Origin of the sequence: Micromonospora carbonacea, from assembly GCF_014205165.1 — a bacterium.
GTDB lineage: Bacteria > Actinomycetota > Actinomycetes > Mycobacteriales > Micromonosporaceae > Micromonospora > Micromonospora carbonacea.
This window is the reverse complement of record NZ_JACHMZ010000001.1, coordinates 5,406,680-5,424,045: the sequence shown is the minus strand read 5'-3', so window position 1 is coordinate 5,424,045 and position 17,366 is coordinate 5,406,680. Positions and strand designations below refer to the sequence as shown.

Below are 17,366 nucleotides of genomic sequence, written 5' to 3'. Positions count from 1 at the left end.
GGGGACACGGCCGGGGAGGGCGGGACGGCGCGGCCAGGCGGGCCGGTGACGCTCAGCCCAGCAGGCCGATCTCCCGCTCGATCGCCGCCCGCAGCTCCGGCCCGGCCACCACGGCGCGGGCCGCCTCCATCAGCGGCGCGAGGAAGACGTCCGGCCCCGGCTGGCCGACGGCCCCGCCGAGCGCCGCGAGGGCGGCCCGCCCGGCCGGGGACGGCGTGAGCGGGGCGCGGAGCTGGAGGCCCCGCACGGCGGCCAGCAGCTCCACGGCGAGCAGGCTGGTCAGGTTGTCCAGCACGGTGCGCAGCTTCTTGGTAGCCGCCCAGCCCATCGACACGTGGTCCTCCTGCATGCCGCTGGTCGGCAGCGAGTCCACCGAGGCGGGTGCGGCGAGCCGGCGGTTCTCGGCGACGATCCCGGCGGCCGTGTACTGGGCGATCATCAGCCCCGAGTTGACCCCGGCGTCGGGGGAGAGGAACGCCGGCAGGTCCCGGTTGCGGGTGACGTCGAGCAGCCGGTCCACCCGCCGCTCGGCGATCGCCCCGACCTCGGCGGCGGCGATGGCCAGGAAGTCGGCGGCGAAGCCGAGCGGCGCGCCGTGGAAGTTGCCGGTCGACTCGACCCGGCCGTCGGGCAGCACGACCGGGTTGTCCACCACGGACACCAGTTCCCGGTCGGCGACCGCCCGCACGAAGTCCAGGGTGTCGCGGGCCGCCCCGGCGACCTGCGGCGCGCAGCGCATCGAGTACGCGTCCTGCACGGCGTGCGCCAGGTCGTCGCGGTGCGAGTCCATCACGGCCGAGTCCTGGAGCAGCCGGTGGATGTTCGCGGCCGACACCGACTGGCCGGGGTGCGGGCGGATCGCGTGCAGCTCCGGCAGGAACGGCCGCTCCGAGCCGAGCATCGCCTCGATGGCCAGCGCGGCGGTCACGTCGGCCAGGGTGAACAGGTGGGCCGCGTCGCGGATCGCCAGCAGCAGCATGCCGAGCATGCCGTCGGTGCCGTTGATCAGCGCCAGCCCCTCCTTCGCGGCCAGCTCGACCGGGGCCAGCCCGGCCGCGCCCAGCGCGTCGGCGGCGGGCAGCCGCTCGCCGGCCGGGCCGAGCACCCAGCCCTCGCCGAGCAGCGCCAGCGCGCAGTGCGCGAGCGGGGCCAGGTCGCCGGACGCGCCGAGCGAGCCGTGCTCCGGCACCCACGGGGTGACGTCGGCGTTGAGCAGGTCGACCAGCGCCTGCGCGACCAGCGGGCGGACCCCGGAGCGGCCCAGCGCCAGCGAGCGTACCCGCAGCAGCATCATCGCCCGGACCACCTCGCGGGGCATCGGCGCGCCCACCCCGGCGGCGTGGGAGCGGATCAGCGCGTGCTGCAACTCGGCCCGCCGATCGGGCGCGACGAACGTGTTGGCCAGCGCCCCGAACCCGGTGGAGACGCCGTAGACGGGGCGGCCGGCGGCCTCGATGCCGTCCACGATGGACCGGCTGGTGGCCATCGCCGCCACGGTGGACGGGTCGAGGACGACCTGCGCGCCGCCCCGCGCCACGGCGAGCACGTCGGCGGGGGAGATCCCGGTGGGCTGGACGGTCACGATCGACATTGCGGCACTCCGTTGTGCAGGACCTGGCGGATCAGGGGGACACCGGGCCGGTAGGCCAGGTGCAGGTGGGACGGGGCGTCGAGGACGATCAGGTCGGCCCGCGCGCCGGGCCGCAGCACCCCGACGTCGTCGCGGCGCAGCGCCCGCGCGCCCCCGGCGGTCGCGGCCCACACGGCCTCCGCCGGGGTCATCCGCATCTCGCGTACGGCGAGCGCGACGCAGAACGGCATCGACGAGGTGTACGACGACCCGGGGTTGCAGTCCGTCGCCAGCGCCACGGTCACGCCCGCGTCGAGCAGCCGCCGCGCGTCCGGGTACGGCGACCGGGTGGAGAACTCCGCCCCCGGCAGCAGGGTGGCGACGGTGGTGGTCGCCGGGCCTGACACCCGGTCCATCGTGGTGGACGCGAGCGCGTCGACGTCGGCGTCGGACAGGTGGGTGCAGTGGTCGACGCTGGCCGCGCCCAGCTCGACGCCGAGCTGCACCCCCGGGCCGGGGCCGAGCTGGTTGGCGTGCAGCCGCACCCCGAGCCCGGCGGCCTGCCCGACGGTGAGGATCGCCCGCGCGTGGTCGGCGTCGAACGCGCCCCGCTCGCAGAACACGTCGACCCAGCGGGCGTACGGCGCGGCGGCGGCGAGCATCGGCCCGCAGACCAGGCCCACGTAGTCGTCGGGGCGGCCGGCGTACTCGGCGGGGACGACGTGCGCGCCGAGGAACGTCGTCTCGGCGGTCACCTCGGCGGCGATCCGCAGGGAGCGGGCCTCGTCGGCGACGGTGAGGCCGTACCCGCTCTTCGTCTCGATCGTGGTGGTGCCCTGCCGCAGCGCCTCGCCGACCAGCCGGCGCACGGTGGCCCGCAGCTGGCCGTCGGAGGCGGCGCGGGTCGCGCCGACCGTGGTGCGGATGCCCCCGCCCGTGTACGGTTCGCCGGCCATCCGGGCGGCGAACTCGGCGGCCCGGTCCCCGGCGAAGACCAGGTGGGCGTGGCTGTCCACGAAGCCCGGCAGGACCGCGCCGCCCCGCGCGTCGACGCGGCGGTCGGCGGCGGGGGCGTAGCGCGCCGGCCCGACCCAGGCGACCCGGCCGTCCTCGATCAGCACGGCGGCGTCGCGGCGCAGGCCGAGCGGGCTGCCGTCGCCGGTGCCGGCCACGTTGGTGACCAGCTCGCCGATGTCGTCGACCAGCAGGCTGCCGATCACCGGGTCACCGCCCCGATGGCGGCGCGCAGCTCGGCGGGCACGTCCACGGTCAGGTGCCGCCCGTCGGCGACCACCTGCCGGCCGTCGACGACCACCGAGGCGACGTCGGCGGCGGTCGCCGCGAAGAACGCGCCGACCGGCGGTACCCCGGCGGTGCGGGCGGTGTCCAGGCGCACGGTCACCAGGTCGGCGCGGGCCCCGACGGCGAGCCGGCCGGCGTCGGCCCAGCCCAGCGCGGCGTGCCCGGCGGTGGTCGCGGCGGCCAGCAGCTCCGCCGGGGCGAAGTGCCCCCGGCGGCGGGTGCGCAGCCGCTCGTCCAGTTCCACCGCGCGGGCCTCCTCGAACGGGTCGACGACGGCGTGGCTGTCGCTGCCCAGGCTCAGGGCGACGCCCGCGTCGGCGAGCCGCCGCGCCGGCCCGATCCCGTCGGCCAGGTCCCGCTCGGTGGTGGGGCAGAGGCAGACCCCGGCGCGGGCCCCGCCCAGCAGCGTCACGTCGGCGCTGGTCAGGTGGGTGGCGTGCACGGCGGTCGTGGCCGGGGTGAGCGCCCCCCGGTCGGCCAGCAGCCGGGTCGGCGTGCAGCCGTACGCGGCCCGGCAGGCGTCGTTCTCGGCCGGCTGCTCGGACAGGTGCACGTGCAGCGGCACCCCCTCGTTGCGGGCGGCGAAGGGGGCGATCTGGTCGGCCGGCACCGCCCGCACCGAGTGCAGCGCGGCCCCGATCCGGGCGTGCGGCCGGCCTCGTTGCGCGGCGGTCAGCCGGTCGTGCCGGTCGGACCACCCGTCGACGTCGCCGTCGCCGAAGCGCCGCTGCGGCCCGGCGAGCGGCGCGCCGTCCACGGTGGCGGTCAGGTAGAGCGTGTCGAGCAGGGTGAGCCGGATGCCGGCCTGGGCGGCGGCCTCGATCAGGGCCGCGCCCATCGCGTTCGGGTCGGCGTAGCCGGTGCCGTCCGGGCCGTGGTGCAGGTAGTGGAACTCGCCGACGCAGGTGATCCCGGCGAGGGCCAGCTCGGCGTACGCGGCGCGGGCCAGGGCCAGGTAGCCGTCCGGGTCGAGGCGGGCGGCCACCTCGTACATCCGGTCCCGCCAGCTCCAGAAGTCGCCCCGCCCGCCGTCCGCGCCCTGGGTGCGCCCGCGCAGGGCGCGGTGGAACGCGTGCGAGTGGGCGTTGGCGAGGCCGGGCAGGGTGAGCCCGGGCAGCCGTACGGCGTCGGCCAGCACCTCGACCCCGGCGGTGGGCGCGCCGTCGGCCGACAGCGGGGCGACGGCGGTGATCCGGCCGCCGTCGGTCTCGATCAGCACGTCGGCGGTGGGCCCGGGCCGGTCGGGCAGCCACGCGTGCTCGGCGAGCCAGCGGGTGACGGTCATCGGCGCGCCTGTCCGGTCATCGGCACGTCAGCTCCGCCAGCACCCGGGCCAGGGCGGTCACCCCGGCGGCGCAGTCGGCGTCGGTGGCCGCCTCGGCGGGGGAGTGCGACACCCCGGTCGGGTTACGCACGAACAGCATCGCCGTGGGCAGCCGCCCGGCGAGGACCCCGGCGTCGTGGCCCGCCCCGGTGGGCAGCACCGGCGCGTCGAGCAGCGCCGCGAGCCGCCGGCCGAGGTCGCCGTCGAAGCCGACCAGCGGCGTCGCCGACTCCTCGGTCACGGTGACCTCCGTGCCGTCGCGCCCGGCCCGCTCGGTCGCCTTGGCGCGGACCGCCTCGACCAGGCCGGCGACGGTCTCCGGGTCGGCGGCGCGGGCGTCCAGCCAGCCGGTCACCCGCGCCGGGATCGCGTTGGTGGCGTTCGGCTCGACCCGGACCCGGCCCACCGTGGCGTGCGCGCCGCGCAGCCGGGCCTCCTTGTTGGCCGCGAGCACCGTGAACGCGTACGTGAGCATGGGGTCGCGGCGGTCGGCCATCCGGGTCGTACCGGCGTGGTTGCCCTCGCCGTGGAAGTCGAAGCGCCAGCGGCCGTGCGGCCAGATGGCGCTGGCGACCGCGACAGGCGCGCCCTGGTCGACCAGCGCGCGGCCCTGCTCGACGTGCAGCTCCACGAAGCACGACCAGCCGGCGAGCAGGTCCGGGCGGTGGCCCGCCGGCCGGTCGCCCAGCGCCTCGGCCAGGCTCACCCCGTCGGCGTCGCGCAGCCCGGCCGCGCGGTCGGCGTCGAGCGCGCCGGTGAGCAGCCTCGACCCCAGGCAGGGTACGCCGAACCGGGCCCCCTCCTCCTCGGCGAACGCGGCCACCACGAGGGGCCGGGACGGGGTGACGCCGGCGGCGCGCAGCTCGTCCACGGCGAGGAACGCGCTGACGATGCCGAGCGGCCCGTCGTACGCGCCGCCGTGCGGCACCGAGTCGAAGTGGCTGCCGGTCAGCACCGCCTGCGGTGCGTCGGGCTCGCCCCAGCGGGCGAAGAGGTTGCCGTTGCCGTCGACGGTCACCGGCATGGCCCGGCGCTCGGCCTGCGCCCGGAACCAGTCGCGCAGCGCCAGCTCGGGGTCGGTGAACGCGTACCGCAGGTAGCCGCCGCTGCCGGCGTCACGGCCGATCGGCGCGAGCTGATCCCACAGCTCGCGGAACCGCCGCTGGCTGCTGTGGTCGTTGTTAGGAAGGGGCCCTTCACCCGCAGAATGCGTTAACAAGGGGCCCCTCCTTGCGCCTCGGCCATCGGGACGCGGACGCCGGTGCGGGCGGCGACCTCGTGGGCCGCCGGGTAACCGGCGTCGACGTGCCGGATGACGCCCATCGCCGGGTCGTTGGTGAGCACCCGCTCGATCTTCTGCCCGGCCAGCGGGGTGCCGTCGGCGACGCAGACCTGGCCGGCGTGGATGGACCGGCCGATGCCGACCCCGCCGCCGTGGTGGATGGACACCCAGGACGCCCCGCTGGCCGTGTTGACGAGCGCGTTGAGCAGCGGCCAGTCGGCGATCGCGTCGGAGCCGTCGGCCATCGCCTCGGTCTCCCGGTAGGGGCTGGCCACGCTGCCGCAGTCGAGGTGGTCGCGGCCGATCACCACCGGCGCGGAGAGCTCGCCGGAGGCGACCATCTCGTTGAACCGCACCCCGGCGCGGTCGCGCTCGCCGTAGCCGAGCCAGCAGATCCGCGCCGGCAGGCCCTGGAACGCGACCCGCTCGCCGGCCAGCCGGATCCACCGGGCCAGCGACTCGTTGCCGGGGAACAGGTCGAGGACCGCCCGGTCGGTGGCGGCGATGTCGGCCGGGTCGCCGGAGAGCGCCGCCCAGCGGAACGGGCCCCTGCCCTCGCAGAACAGCGGCCGGATGTAGGCCGGCACGAAGCCGGGGAAGTCGAACGCCCGCTCGTAGCCGCCGAGGCGCGCCTCGCCCCGGATCGAGTTGCCGTAGTCGAAGACCTCCGCGCCGGCGTCGAGGAAGCCGACCATCGCCTCGACGTGCCGGGCCATCGACTCCCGCGCCCGGTCGGTGAACTCGGCCGGCTTCGCCCGCGCGTAGTCGGGCGCGTCGGCCGGCTCCACCCCCTCCGGCACGTAGGACAGCGGGTCGTGCGCGTTGGTCTGGTCGGTGACGACGTCGACCGCGACGCCCCGGCGCAGCAGCTCGGGGAAGACCGTGGCCGCGTTGCCGACGACGCCGACCGACAGCGCCCGACGGTCCCGCTTCGCGGCTAGCGCCCGCTGCACGGCGTCGTCGAGCGAGTCGGCGACCTCGTCGAGGTAGCGGTCGCGCACCCGGCGGTCCAGCCGGGACCGGTCGACGTCGACGATCAGGCACGCGCCGCCGTTCATGGTGACCGCGAGGGGCTGCGCCCCGCCCATCCCGCCGCAGCCGGCGGTGAGTGTCAGCGTGCCGGCGAGCGTGCCGCCGAAGCACTTCGCGGCGACGGCCGCGAACGTCTCGTAGGTGCCCTGGAGGATGCCCTGGGTGCCGATGTAGATCCATGAACCGGCGGTCATCTGCCCGTACATGGTCAGGCCGAGCGACTCCAGGCGGCGGAACTCCGGCCAGGTGGCCCAGTCGCCGACCAGGTTGGAGTTGGCCAGCAGCACCCGGGGGGCCCACTCGTGGGTGCGCAGCACCCCGACCGGGCGGCCGGACTGCACCAGCATCGTCTCGTCGTCGCGCAGGTCGGTGAGCGTGCGCACCAGCGCGTGGTACGACGGCCAGTCCCGCGCCGCCCGCCCGGTGCCGCCGTAGACGACCAGGTCGTCGGGGCGCTCGGCGACCTCCGGGTCGAGGTTGTTCATCAGCATCCGCAGGGCGGCCTCCTGCGGCCACCCCCGGGCGGTGAGCGCGGCCCCCCGGGCGGCGCGGACGGGCTGGGGCATCTCGTCTCTCCTCTCAGCCGAGGAACAACTGGCGACGGGCGGCGGAGGACTCGAAGGCCTCCAGCCGGCGCTGGGTCTCGGCGGGGGCGGCGTCGCAGATGGCCGACAGGACCACCATCGCCAGGGTCATCGGTGCGGTGTGCAGGTCGAACACGAGGTCGGTGCCGACGGCGGCCGGGAGCACCACCTCGGCGTGCTCGGTCGCGGGGCTGACCGGCGAGTCGGTGATGGCCACCACCGTCAGCCCGGCGGCCCGCGCCTCGGCCAGCGCGTCGAGGGTCTCCCGGGGGTAGCGGGGCAGGACGAAGGCCAGCAGGGCGGTCGCGCCGGCCGATGCGGCCTGCTCCAGGCGGTCGGCGAGCAGGCTGCCGCCGTCGTCGAGCACCCGCACGTCGGGGTGCACCTTCGCGGCGAAGAACGCGAAGTACGCGGCCAGCGGCGCGGCGGCCCGCAGCCCGAGCACCGGCAGGGGGCGGCTCGCGGCGAGCAGCTTGCCGACGGCGGCGATCCGGTCGGTGTCGGCAAGCTCGCCGGCCAGCCGCTCCAGGTTGGCCACCTCGGTGTGGACGGCGCGTTGCAGCTCGTTGCCGCCGGAGGGCTCGTCGGTGCCGGCGGCGCCGGTCAGCTCGCGCAGCCGGCGGCGCAGCGCCGGGTAGCCGTCGTGGCCGAGCGCGACGGCGAACCGGGTCACCGACGGCTGGCTGACGCCGGCCAGCTCGGCCACCTCGGCCGCCGACAGGTACGCCGCCGCGGCGGCGTGCTGCACCAGGCTGTGCGCGATGCGCCGCTGCGTCGGGGTGAGCCGGACGCCCTGGAAGAGGTCGAGCACCCGGGCGGCGGACGCCCCGGAGGTGCCTCCTTCATTCATGGCCTGACCCTATGCATGAGAACTTTCAGAGGCAACCCCGCGACGGCCTCCCGCGTCGTGCCGCCTCGGTACTATCCGCACGGCGGGTGAACAGAGGAGTGGGGCATGCAGCCGGAGGGTCCGTACAGGTTCACCGAGGCGTCGGGCGTGTGCCAGGTCGGCAGCGTCTGGTGGGCGGTGGACGGTCAGGACCGGCTGCTGACCATCGCCGTGCTGGAGGGGGCCGCCGCCGCCGACCGGCCCTGGCGGGAGGCGTTCACCAACGCGGCGGACACCCTCGCGCAGACCCCCGGCGGCCCCCGCTACGTCAACGCCGACTTCGCCGCCGCCCGCCCCTGGGTGGCCTACCCGGCCGAGGTGGAGAACGCCGCCGACAAGCTCTTCGGCCTGCTCGGCATGCCGCTGCGCTCGCCCCACCTGGAGCCCGTCGGCGACCCGGCCACCCAGGGGGCGACGCCGGCACCCACGCCGGCCACCCCGGCCACGCCGACCACCCCGGGCAGGCCGACCACGGCCACGCCGACCTCGGGCGTGCCCGCCTCGGCCGTACCCGCCTCGGGTCAGCCCGCCTCCGGTGTCCCCGCCTCCGGCGTCCCGGTCTCGGGAACGCCCAGCTCGGCGGTGCCCGCCTCCGGAGCGCCCGTGTCCGGGATGCCCGGCTCGGGGGCCCCGCCGGTCTGGGCGGCGCACGCCACCGGCTCGCCGGTCGTCGCGACCGTGCCGGCGGAGCCGCCGGCCGCCCACCCCGGGTTCGCCGACCCGCCGCCGCACGACCCGTTCGCGTCGCCCGCCCGGCGCATCCAGCCGTCCCCGCCGCCCCGCCCGCGCACCGGGCAGCGGCTCGGCGTCGCGGCGCTGGCCCTGGTCGTGCTCGCCGCGGGCGGCGGGCTCGCGGCCTGGGCCGTCACCCGGGGCGCGGACGCGCCGTCGCCGGCCGGCCCCGCCGGGGCGTTCCCGACCGTCACCCCCGCCGCCGGCTTCCGCCCATGGAGCCAGGCGGCCCCCTACAGCGCGCAGGAACGGGCGCTCGCCACCGCCGCGCCGGGGCTCGTCTTCGTCGAGGCCGTGTTCAACGGATACCTGCGCGACGGGCGGACCGGGGCGCTGCTCAACCCGACCCCCGTCACGTTCCAGCGGCGGTGCAGCGGCTTCGTGGTCGACCCCGCCGGGCACGTGCTCACCAACGGCCAGTGCGTCGCCCCCGACGAGCCGGTCGCCCGGGAGCGGGCCCTCTACACCCTCGGCCGGATCCTCGTCGCCGGCAAGAAGCTCACCTCGGGCGCGCTCGACGGCTGGGTCCGGTCGCGGACGGCCGGCACCCGGTTCACCGGCAAGGAGCCGGACCGTCCCCCGTCCAGCCAGGTCTTCGTGCAGCTCAACCAGGCCACCGGCGGGCTCACCGGCACCCCGGCGATCGCCGGGGAGGTGGTCCGCACCCGGGCCGCCGACGCCGGGGACCTCGCCCTGGTCAAGGTCGCCCGGCCCGACCTGCCCGCCGTCGAGCTGGGCGACGCCGCCGCGCTGACGCCGGGCGGCGTGGTGGCGGTCGCCGGCTACCACACCGTCGACGCCGACTTCCGCGACGCCACCTACACGCTGCGCTCGAAGACCGTGCAGGTCACCGCCACCGACACCGGCCAGGGCCCGGTGCCGCTGTTCCGGATCGGCGACGACATCGGGATCTACTCCCACGGCGGCGTCGCGCTCGACCCCGCCGGCCGGGTCGTCGGCGTGCTCACCAACGACCGGTCCGGGGCGGGTGGGGCCAACCGGGCCGTGGTGCCGGTCACCGCCGCCCGGGAGCTGCTCGCCGAGGCCGGGGCCACGCCCGCGCTCGGCGACGCCGACCGGCTCTACCGGCGCGGGCTGGACGCGTACTTCACCGGGCGGGACGACACGGCGGTGTCCCAACTGGACGCCGTCGCCCGGGGCGGCAACGGCAACGAGCTCGCCGAGGCGTACCGGCAGAGCGCCGCCGACCGGGAGCAACTCGCCACGGCGGCACCGGAGCAGTCCAACCTGCCCACGGTCCTGTTCTCGGGGCTCGGCGGCGCGCTGCTCGCCGCGCTCGCGATCGGCGTGGTGCTGCTGGCGCGGCGACGACCGCGCCGCTGACCCGCCGCCGGGCCAACCGGGCCGCCGGGCCGGTCGCGCCCCGTGCCGCCGCGCCAACCGGGTCGTCACGCCGGTCGTGCCCCGTGCCGCCGCGCCGGGCGGGCGTCGGGCCGGGCACGCCGTCGCGTCGACCGGTCAGCGGGTCGAGGTGTCCCGGCCCCACGCCCCGCGCGGGTGGCGGCGGGCGCGCAGCGCGGCGGCGAGCGTGACGGCCACGTAGACCACCGCGGCCGGCGCGAGCCAGGGACGGGGCAGCACCACGTCCCGCAGCCAGGACGACGGGACCGACGGGCGGATCCCGGGGTGCGAGGCGCGCAGCATGGCGTTGCCGGCCCGCACCCGGGCCAGCGTGCGGACCAGGTCCCGCAGCGTCCGGGGGGTCTGCACGACCGACGCCACCGCCGACACCTCGCGCTTCTCGGCCGAGGCGAACCGGGAGTCCAGGAAGAGGTCGTCGGCGATCTCGGCCGGGAACCGGTCGAAGCGCTCCCGTCCCGCCGCCGACACCCCCAGCACGCCCCGGCCGAACAGCGCGTCGGCGAAGATCGGCAACCGGGTGTTGACGGCGTAGTAGGCGCGCACCAGCAGCGGCCGGCCGGCGGTGACCATCTCCCGGCGGGGCGTCACGGCCAGCGGCGGGTCCACCGGGGCGGTCAGCGCGGCGGCCATCGCGCGCAGCGCGCCGGGGCCGAGGACCACGTCGGCGTCCAGATAGAACCGGGGGAAGCCGCGCGCCACCGCGTCCCCGGCGTTCAGCGCGGCCGCCTTGCCCGCCTCGGCCAGCTCCACCACCCGTACGCCGGGCCGCGCGGCGGCCACCCGCGCCGTGTCGTCGGTGCAGCCGTTGGCCACCACGACGATGTCCAGCTCGACGCCGGAGCCGGGGCCCGCGTCGGCGAGCAGCGCGTCCAGGCAGCCGCCGATGACGTTCGCCTCGTCGTGGGCGGCGATGACCACACCGATCGGGACGGGGCGGGGCAGGGGGCTCGGCACGGCTGACCAGCTTGCCGGACGGGCCGCCGCGCCGGCAAGGCGGGGTCGCGTCGCCGCGCGCCCCGCCGGGCGGCCTCGGGGTCAGCGGACGGGCCCCCGCGTTGGTATCGTCCTGGTGTTTCGCCCCTTACCGACGGTTGGACAAGGTGGACAGTCCCACGCCGCTCACCGCCCCCGGCCCCCGGCTCGCGGGCGGCACGCCGGAGCGGCTCGACCGGGCCGCCGGCCACCTCGCCACCGCCGCGCTGGCGCTGATCGCGGTCAAGCCCCTGCTCGACATCGGCGAGCGCGACGCGGGTGGCGGGGTCGACCTGGGCGTCCTGCTCAGCGCCGTCGGGGCGGGCTGCATGCTGGCCGCCCTCGCGGCGGCGGTGCTCGCGGCCCGCCGGCTGCCGCCGCGCCCCGTGCTGGCGATGCTGCTCGCCCTCGCCCTGCTGCTGGTCGTCTCCGGGTTCAGCTACCTGGCGGCCGGTCCGCGCGCCGACCTGCTGGCCCTGTTCGACATCCGTCGCTATCCCATCTACGGTCCACGGCTCGACCCCGCCTCGGCGATCCCCGCCGAGGCGGTGCGGCTGCTGGTCAGCTTCGCCCCGGCGGCGCTGATCGGGATGGCGCTGATGAGCCCGGCCCGGTTCCCCGTCCGCCGGCTGGCCGGGGTGGCGGCCGTCGTGCTGGCCGGCGCGGTCGTCCACTGCGCGCTGGCCTGGCTCCAGGTGGTGGGCGTCGTGCCCTACTCGTTCTACTTCGAGCTGCCCGGCCAGAAGATCGGCCGGGCGTCGGGGGGCTACTACCACCCGATGTCGCTCGGGCGGCTGCTGATGTTCTCGGTGTTCCTCTGCTACGTGCTCGGCGACCGGCTCCGGGCGGCCGGCGACCGGCTGCGCCTGACGCCCCTGCGCCGCTACGCGCTGATCGGCCTCTTCGTGGCCACCGGCGCGGTGTCGCTGCACCGGCTCACCATCGGCTGCCTGCTGGTGATCGTGGCCGCCTTCGAGGCGCGGCGGCTGGGGGCCCTGCGGGCCGCGCTGGGCACCCGCGTCGGCCGGCGGCGGGTCGTGGCCGTGGCCGCCGGCCTGGTCGCGGCCGGCGGGGTCGCCGTCGCGCTCGCGGGCGAGACCGTCCGGGACCGGGCCGGGGTGGCGCTGACCGAGGTCGGCTCGCTCGACGTACGCTCCGACACGTTCATGCACGGCCGGGGCGCGATCTGGAACGACGTGGCCCGCGTCCTGCACCGGTCCACGCCGGACGTCTGGCTCTTCGGGTTCGGCTACGAGCCGTGGGACATGCACAACGACCTGCTGCGCATCCTCGTCGTCTGGGGCGTCGTCGGCCTCGTCGCGGTCGTCGGGATCGTCGCCGGCCTCCACGTCGTCGTCCGGCGGCGGTGCGCCGACCCGGCGCAGCGCTGGGCGCTCGGCGTGCTCTACGCGGTCTTCGTGCTCTTCGGGCTCACCCAGAAGCCGATGGCGTACCCGTACTTCATGTGGCTGTTCCTCTTCGGGCAGCTGGTGATCCTGTCGCTGGGCGGCGCGGCGGGCGCGTCGCCGGGCGACGCCACGGTCGCGGCCGAGGTCGAACGGGGGGAGGAGGGGCGGCTCGATGAGGCATCCACTGCCGGCGTCCGTCCAGGGTGAGCACGACGCGGACGGGGTGGCGCACGCGGGCGACGACGCGGCCGTGGTGCCGACGTTCTCGGTCTGCATCGTGGTCCGCGACCGCGCCGAGCTGCTGGTCGACGCGGTGCGCAGCGTGCTGGCCAACCACCACCGGGACTTCGAGCTGGTCGTGGTCGACGACGGCTCGGCCGTCCCGGTCACCCGGGTGCTGGCGGAGGCGGGCGTGTCCGCCGACCGGCGGGTCCGGGTGCTCAGCCTGCCGCCGAGCGGCATCGCGCGGGCCCGCAACGTCGCCCTGCGCGCCGCGACCGGCCGCTACATCACGGTGCTGGACTCCGACGACGAGCTCTCCGCCGACGCGCTGGGCCGGCTGCACGACCTGCTCACCGCCACCGGCGGCGGCTGGGTCTACGTCGACTACCACGAGGTGCGCGGCGACGCCTCCCGGCGCATCCGGCTGCCCGAATACACGTCGGCGCGCACCATGCTGCTGGGCGTGCTGACCCGCCCCCGGCTGCCGTTCAAGCACTCCGGCACCACGATCGACCGGCGGGTGCTGGAGCGCATCGGCGGGTACGACGAGAGCTTCCGGCTCTTCGAGGACGTGGAGCTGATGCTGCGGGCGCTGCGCGCCGGCGTGCACCCCCGGCACCTGCCCCACCCGGTGGTCCGGTTCCGCCGGCACGACGGCAACATCACCCGGGGCCGCCTCGGCGGCCTGGTCTTCTGGTTCCGGCTGGTCGACATGTACCGCCCGTCGCGGACGCCCGGCGTGGCGCTGGGCATCAAGGCGCTGCGCACCCTCAGCGAGACGGGGAAGTGGCTTGTCAGCCTCGGCCGTTGACGCCGGGCGCGGCGGCGAACCGCGGCGCGGCCCGGAGCCGGACTCCGGCCCCGGGCCGCACCCGAGGCCCGGGCGCGGTCGGGCGGCCACGATGCTGGCCCAGGTCGGCCTGCTGGGGCTGAGCCAGGCCGGCGTCACCGTCGCCGCGTTCGGCAGCCAGGTGCTGCTCGCCCGCACGCTCACCCGGGAGGACTTCGGCTCGTTCACCGCCGTGCTGGCCGTGGTGTCGCTGACCGCGCCGCTGGCCGTGTTCGGCGTCTCCGAGCTGTGGTTGCAGGTGTTCGGGCAGGAGGGCGCGCGGGCGTACCGGTGGGTGGGGCCGTCGCTGCGGCTGGCCGGCGCGGCCTGCGCGGCGCTGCTGCTCGGCGTGCTGGCCTGGAGCGCCGCCGAGCTGCCCGACGCCACGGCGGCGGTGCGGGCCCTGCTCGCCACCGTCGTGGCGGCCCAGGCGGCGCTCGCGCTGGCCGGCTCGGTGCGGCAGCTGCGCGGCGACTACCGGGGCCTGTCCGCCCTCCAGTTGGCCCCCCACCTGGGCCGGGTGCTGGTCACCGTGGCGGTCTGGGCGGCCGGGCTGTCGGTCGTCGCCGCGGCGGCCGGGTACGCGGTCGTCGCCGTGGCCACCGTCGCCGCCTGCCTGCTGGCCACCCGCGAGTTCCGGCGCGGCGCGATGCCGCTGGAGGGCCACCCGGCCCCCGCCGCCGTCCCGGCCCCCGCTGTCGTCCCGGCTGGCCCCGCCGTCCCGGTCGGGGGCCTCGACGCCGGCCCCCGGCTGGGCGAGCTGCTGGGGGCGGCCACCCCGTACGTGCTCGGCAACGTCTGCTACCTGCTCGGCATCCACTTCGGCACGGTCCTCGCCGCCGAGCTGCTCGGCGGGGCGGAGGCGGCCCTGCTCGCCGTGCCGATGGCCGTGCTCACCGCCGTCTACCTGGTGCCCCGGGTCGTCTACCAGCAGTACCTGCTGGGCAAGCTGCACCGCTGGGCCGGCTCGGACGCCGAGGCGGTGCTGCTGGCGTACCGCTGGGGCAGCGCCGGGATGGTCGCGCTCGGCGTGGTCGTCGCGGCGGCGGTGGCGGTCGGCGGCCTGGTGGCCCTGCCGGTGGTGTTCGGCCCGGAATACCGCGACGCCGCGCCGGTGCTGGCGGTGCTGGCGCTGGCGGTGCCGTTCCGGTTCGGCGGCGCCGCCGTGGCCGCGCTGCTGACCAGCGGCGGGCTGCTGCGCCGCAAGGTGGTGTACCAGGCCGTGGGCGCCGTGGTGCTGCTGGCGGCGCTGGCGGTGGCCGTCCCGGCGTGGGGCGTGCGCGGTGCCGCCGGGGCGACGGTGCTGGCGGAGGCGGTACTCTGCTGCCTGCTCTGGGTCGCCGCCCGACGGGGCGTCGTGGGCGACGCCCCGCTGCCCACCTGGCGCGACCTGCGCAGGCGCTTGAGCAGGGAGGCTCCCCGTGCGTCCTGAACCGGCCCCCACCCGTCCCGCGCCGGCCGCCGTGGCCCGTCGGCCCCTGGTCGTCGGCTACTACGGCATGGAGAACGTCGGCGACAACGCCTTCTGCGTCGTGATGGACTGGGCGACCCGGGTCTACTGGGGAGCCGAGGAGCCCGTCTTCGCCGCGCCGCCCATGGTGGACCTGCCGCCGGAGCGCACCGGCATGGACCCGCGCTGGTACCGCTCGCGCGGCACCGCCGACCGGGCCGGCTGGGTGCTCAACAAGGCCGCCCTGCTGCGCCGCTCCACCATGCTGGTCTTCGGCGGCGGCTCCGTGTTCCGCGAGATGGGGCCGCTGAGCGAGAAGAAGGTCTTCTCGCTCTTCTCCGGGGTGTCCGGGCATCCGATGGCCGCCGTCGGGGTCTCCGTCGGCCCGTTCGTCTCCGCCGCCTCCGAGCGCCGGTTGCTGCGCGTCCTGCGCCGGGTCGCCTTCATCGGCGTACGCGACATCGCCTCCGCCGAGGTCCTCGAACGGGCCGGCTACCCGGGCGTGCTGGTGCCCGCCGGTGACCTCGCCGGCCTGCTGCCGGAGGCGCTCGGCGAGCCGGTCCCGCCGCGCCGGCCGCGTCCCACCGGCCGGGCCCGCCTCGGCGTGACCCTGCTCGGCGTCGACTACGAGGCCGCCGACGCCGACGTGCGCCGCCGCGAGGACGCCCTGGTCGAGGGGGTGCGCGCGCTGGTGCGCGCCGAGCCCGTCGACGTCACCGTGTTCGTGTTCAACACCCACCCGCTGCACGGCGACGAGCGGGTCGGCGAGCGGCTGCGGGCCGCCGTCGCCGGGCACTGCGACGTGCGGGTCGTCACCGCCCGCGACGGCGTGCGGGCCTGCTGGGACGAGATGAAGCGCTGCGACCTCGGGCTGCACATGCGGCTGCACGGGGCCGTCTTCGCGTACCTGGCGGGGGTACCGTTCACCCTCGTGCCGTACCAGCGCAAGTGCGACGACTTCCTCGACGAGATCGGGCAGCCGGCGGCGCTGCGCACGCCCGCGGTGCCCGGCGACGCGGCGGCGGTGACCCGCACGCTGACCGGCCTGCTCACCACCGAGGAGGTGCCGGAGCTGCCCCGGGCGATCTACGCCGAGCGCGCCCGGCGCAACTTCTCGGCGGCGCCCTGGGCCCGTGGGTGACGGCGGCCGGAGCCTCGATCGGGCGTCGCCGCCCCACCCCGACGCCGCCGCCGGGGCCGTGGCCGGCGCGCCCACCCGACCTCGGCCGGTTCCGGCGGTGACTCGGCCGCGCCCGCTCACCGCCGCCGGCCTGCTGGTGGCGGCGGCGCTGGTCGTCGCCACCGTGCTGCTCGCCGGCATGGCCGCCGTCGGCACCGGCCGCGCTGGCGACCCGGACGGGGCCGCCCGGGCAGCGCCGGCCTACACGCCGTCGGCGGCCGGCACGCTGCGCGGCCTCGCCCCGCCCGGGACGCTGATCGGCACGGCCGTCGACCCGAGGGGCCTGAACCTCGACCCCGCCTACCCGGGCGTCCTGGCCGCCGAGTTCAACGCGGTCACCGCCGAGAACGCGATGAAGTGGCGCAACCTGGAGCCGTCGCCCGGCGTGTACGCGTGGGCCGGCGGCGACCAGATCGTCGACCTGGCCCACCGCAACGGCCAGGCCGTCTACGGTCACACCCTGGTCTGGCACAACGACGTGCCCGACTGGGTCTCCCCGGACTGGCCGGCGCAGCGGCTGCGGGAGGTGCTGCGCCGGCACGTGACCGCCGTCGTCGCGCACTACCGGGGCCGGGTGTGGGCCTGGGACGTGGTCAACGAGGTGCTCGCCGAGGACGGCTCCCTGCGCGACACCCTCTGGCTGCGCAAGCTCGGCCCCGGCTACGTCGCCGACGCGTTCCGCTGGGCCCGCCAGGCCGACCCCGACGCCAGGCTGTTCGTCAACGAGTACGGCACCGAGGGGCGGACGGCGAAGGCCGACGCGCTGCTGGAGCTGGTGCGGCGGCTGCGCGCCGACGGCGTACCGGTCGACGGGGTGGGCTTCCAGGGGCACCTGGACGCCGAACGCCCACCCGAGGGCGTCCGGGGCAACCTGCGCCGGTTCGCCGCGCTGGGCGTGCGCGTCGCCGTCACCGAGCTGGACGTGCGGGTGCGGCTCCCCGCTACGGCGGAGGGGCTGCGCCGCCAGGCGGCGGTGTACCGGGACGTGCTGCGCGCCTGCCTGGACGTGGCGGCCTGCGCGGCGGTGACCGTGTGGGGGTTCACCGACGCCCGTAGCTGGATCCCCGGCTATCACGTCGGCTTCGGCGCGGCCTGCCTCTTCGACGCCGACTTCCGGCCGAAGCCGGCCCACGCGGCGCTGCTCGACGAGCTGGCGGCGCGGCGGCGCACCGGCGGCTGACGCCCCCCGGGGGAGGGGCCGCCGGC

The 17,366-nt window shown here is 77.1% G+C and carries 13 protein-coding genes; 6 read left to right on the top strand and 7 right to left on the bottom strand.

Annotated features, from left to right (window positions below; all coding sequences use genetic code 11):
* Nucleotides 1–52 precede the first annotated feature (52 nt).
* The 6 genes from hutH to HDA31_RS22670 are packed head-to-tail and all read right to left on the bottom strand — an operon-like array spanning nucleotide 53 to nucleotide 7,944.
* Nucleotides 53–1,591 (bottom strand): histidine ammonia-lyase, encoded by a 1,539-nt coding sequence (gene hutH / locus HDA31_RS22695; protein ID WP_178063664.1) that lies wholly within the window; start codon nucleotides 1,589–1,591, stop codon nucleotides 53–55.
* Nucleotides 1,579–2,787 (bottom strand): imidazolonepropionase, encoded by a 1,209-nt coding sequence (gene hutI / locus HDA31_RS22690; protein WP_178067139.1) that lies wholly within the window; start codon nucleotides 2,785–2,787, stop codon nucleotides 1,579–1,581. The genes hutH and hutI overlap by 13 nt, the downstream gene beginning before the upstream one ends.
* Entirely contained in the window at nucleotides 2,787–4,157 is a 1,371-nt protein-coding gene (locus tag HDA31_RS22685) for a formimidoylglutamate deiminase (protein WP_178063665.1), read from the bottom strand. The genes hutI and HDA31_RS22685 overlap by 1 nt, the downstream gene beginning before the upstream one ends.
* Nucleotides 4,158–4,173: 16 nt before the next feature.
* A complete protein-coding gene (locus tag HDA31_RS22680) occupies nucleotides 4,174–5,415 on the bottom strand; it encodes an allantoate amidohydrolase (protein ID WP_178063666.1) in 1,242 nt (413 codons plus the stop codon).
* On the bottom strand, nucleotides 5,409–7,076 hold the full coding sequence (hutU, locus tag HDA31_RS22675) for a urocanate hydratase (protein WP_178063667.1): 1,668 nt from the start codon (nucleotides 7,074–7,076) through the stop codon (nucleotides 5,409–5,411). Before hutU ends, HDA31_RS22680 begins: the two co-directional genes overlap by 7 nt.
* 13 nt (nucleotides 7,077–7,089) lie before the next feature.
* Nucleotides 7,090–7,944: a MurR/RpiR family transcriptional regulator gene (locus HDA31_RS22670; protein WP_178063668.1), complete on the bottom strand. Its 855-nt coding sequence runs from the start codon at nucleotides 7,942–7,944 to the stop codon at nucleotides 7,090–7,092.
* A 105-nt stretch (nucleotides 7,945–8,049) separates the two neighbouring features.
* On the opposite strand from HDA31_RS22670, the gene HDA31_RS22665 reads away from it, so the two are divergent.
* Complete coding sequence (locus HDA31_RS22665) at nucleotides 8,050–10,059, top strand: trypsin-like peptidase domain-containing protein (RefSeq protein ID WP_178063669.1); 2,010 nt, start codon at nucleotides 8,050–8,052, stop codon at nucleotides 10,057–10,059.
* Nucleotides 10,060–10,194: 135 nt separating this feature from the next.
* Here HDA31_RS22665 and HDA31_RS22660 read toward each other — a convergent pair whose 3' ends face one another.
* On the bottom strand, nucleotides 10,195–11,052 hold the full coding sequence (locus HDA31_RS22660; RefSeq protein WP_246384460.1) for a glycosyltransferase: 858 nt from the start codon (nucleotides 11,050–11,052) through the stop codon (nucleotides 10,195–10,197).
* 146 nt (nucleotides 11,053–11,198) lie between these two features.
* Between HDA31_RS22660 and HDA31_RS22655 the strand changes: the two genes are divergently transcribed.
* The 5 genes from HDA31_RS22655 (at nucleotide 11,199) to HDA31_RS22635 (ending at nucleotide 17,340) form a co-directional block, all read left to right on the top strand.
* Complete coding sequence (locus HDA31_RS22655; RefSeq protein WP_178063670.1) at nucleotides 11,199–12,686, top strand: hypothetical protein; 1,488 nt, start codon at nucleotides 11,199–11,201, stop codon at nucleotides 12,684–12,686.
* Nucleotides 12,652–13,512 (top strand): glycosyltransferase family 2 protein, encoded by an 861-nt coding sequence (locus HDA31_RS22650; protein WP_074473663.1) that lies wholly within the window; start codon nucleotides 12,652–12,654, stop codon nucleotides 13,510–13,512. The genes HDA31_RS22655 and HDA31_RS22650 overlap by 35 nt, the downstream gene beginning before the upstream one ends.
* Nucleotides 13,513–13,603: 91 nt before the next feature.
* Entirely contained in the window at nucleotides 13,604–14,962 is a 1,359-nt protein-coding gene (locus HDA31_RS22645) for a lipopolysaccharide biosynthesis protein (RefSeq protein ID WP_178063671.1), read from the top strand.
* The gene (locus tag HDA31_RS22640) at nucleotides 14,952–16,121 is read left to right on the top strand and encodes a polysaccharide pyruvyl transferase family protein (protein ID WP_178063672.1); all 1,170 of its coding nucleotides are present in this window, start codon (nucleotides 14,952–14,954) and stop codon (nucleotides 16,119–16,121) included. Before HDA31_RS22645 ends, HDA31_RS22640 begins: the two co-directional genes overlap by 11 nt.
* A 97-nt stretch (nucleotides 16,122–16,218) precedes the next feature.
* A complete protein-coding gene (locus HDA31_RS22635) occupies nucleotides 16,219–17,340 on the top strand; it encodes an endo-1,4-beta-xylanase (protein WP_178063673.1) in 1,122 nt (373 codons plus the stop codon).
* Nucleotides 17,341–17,366 lie beyond the last annotated feature (26 nt).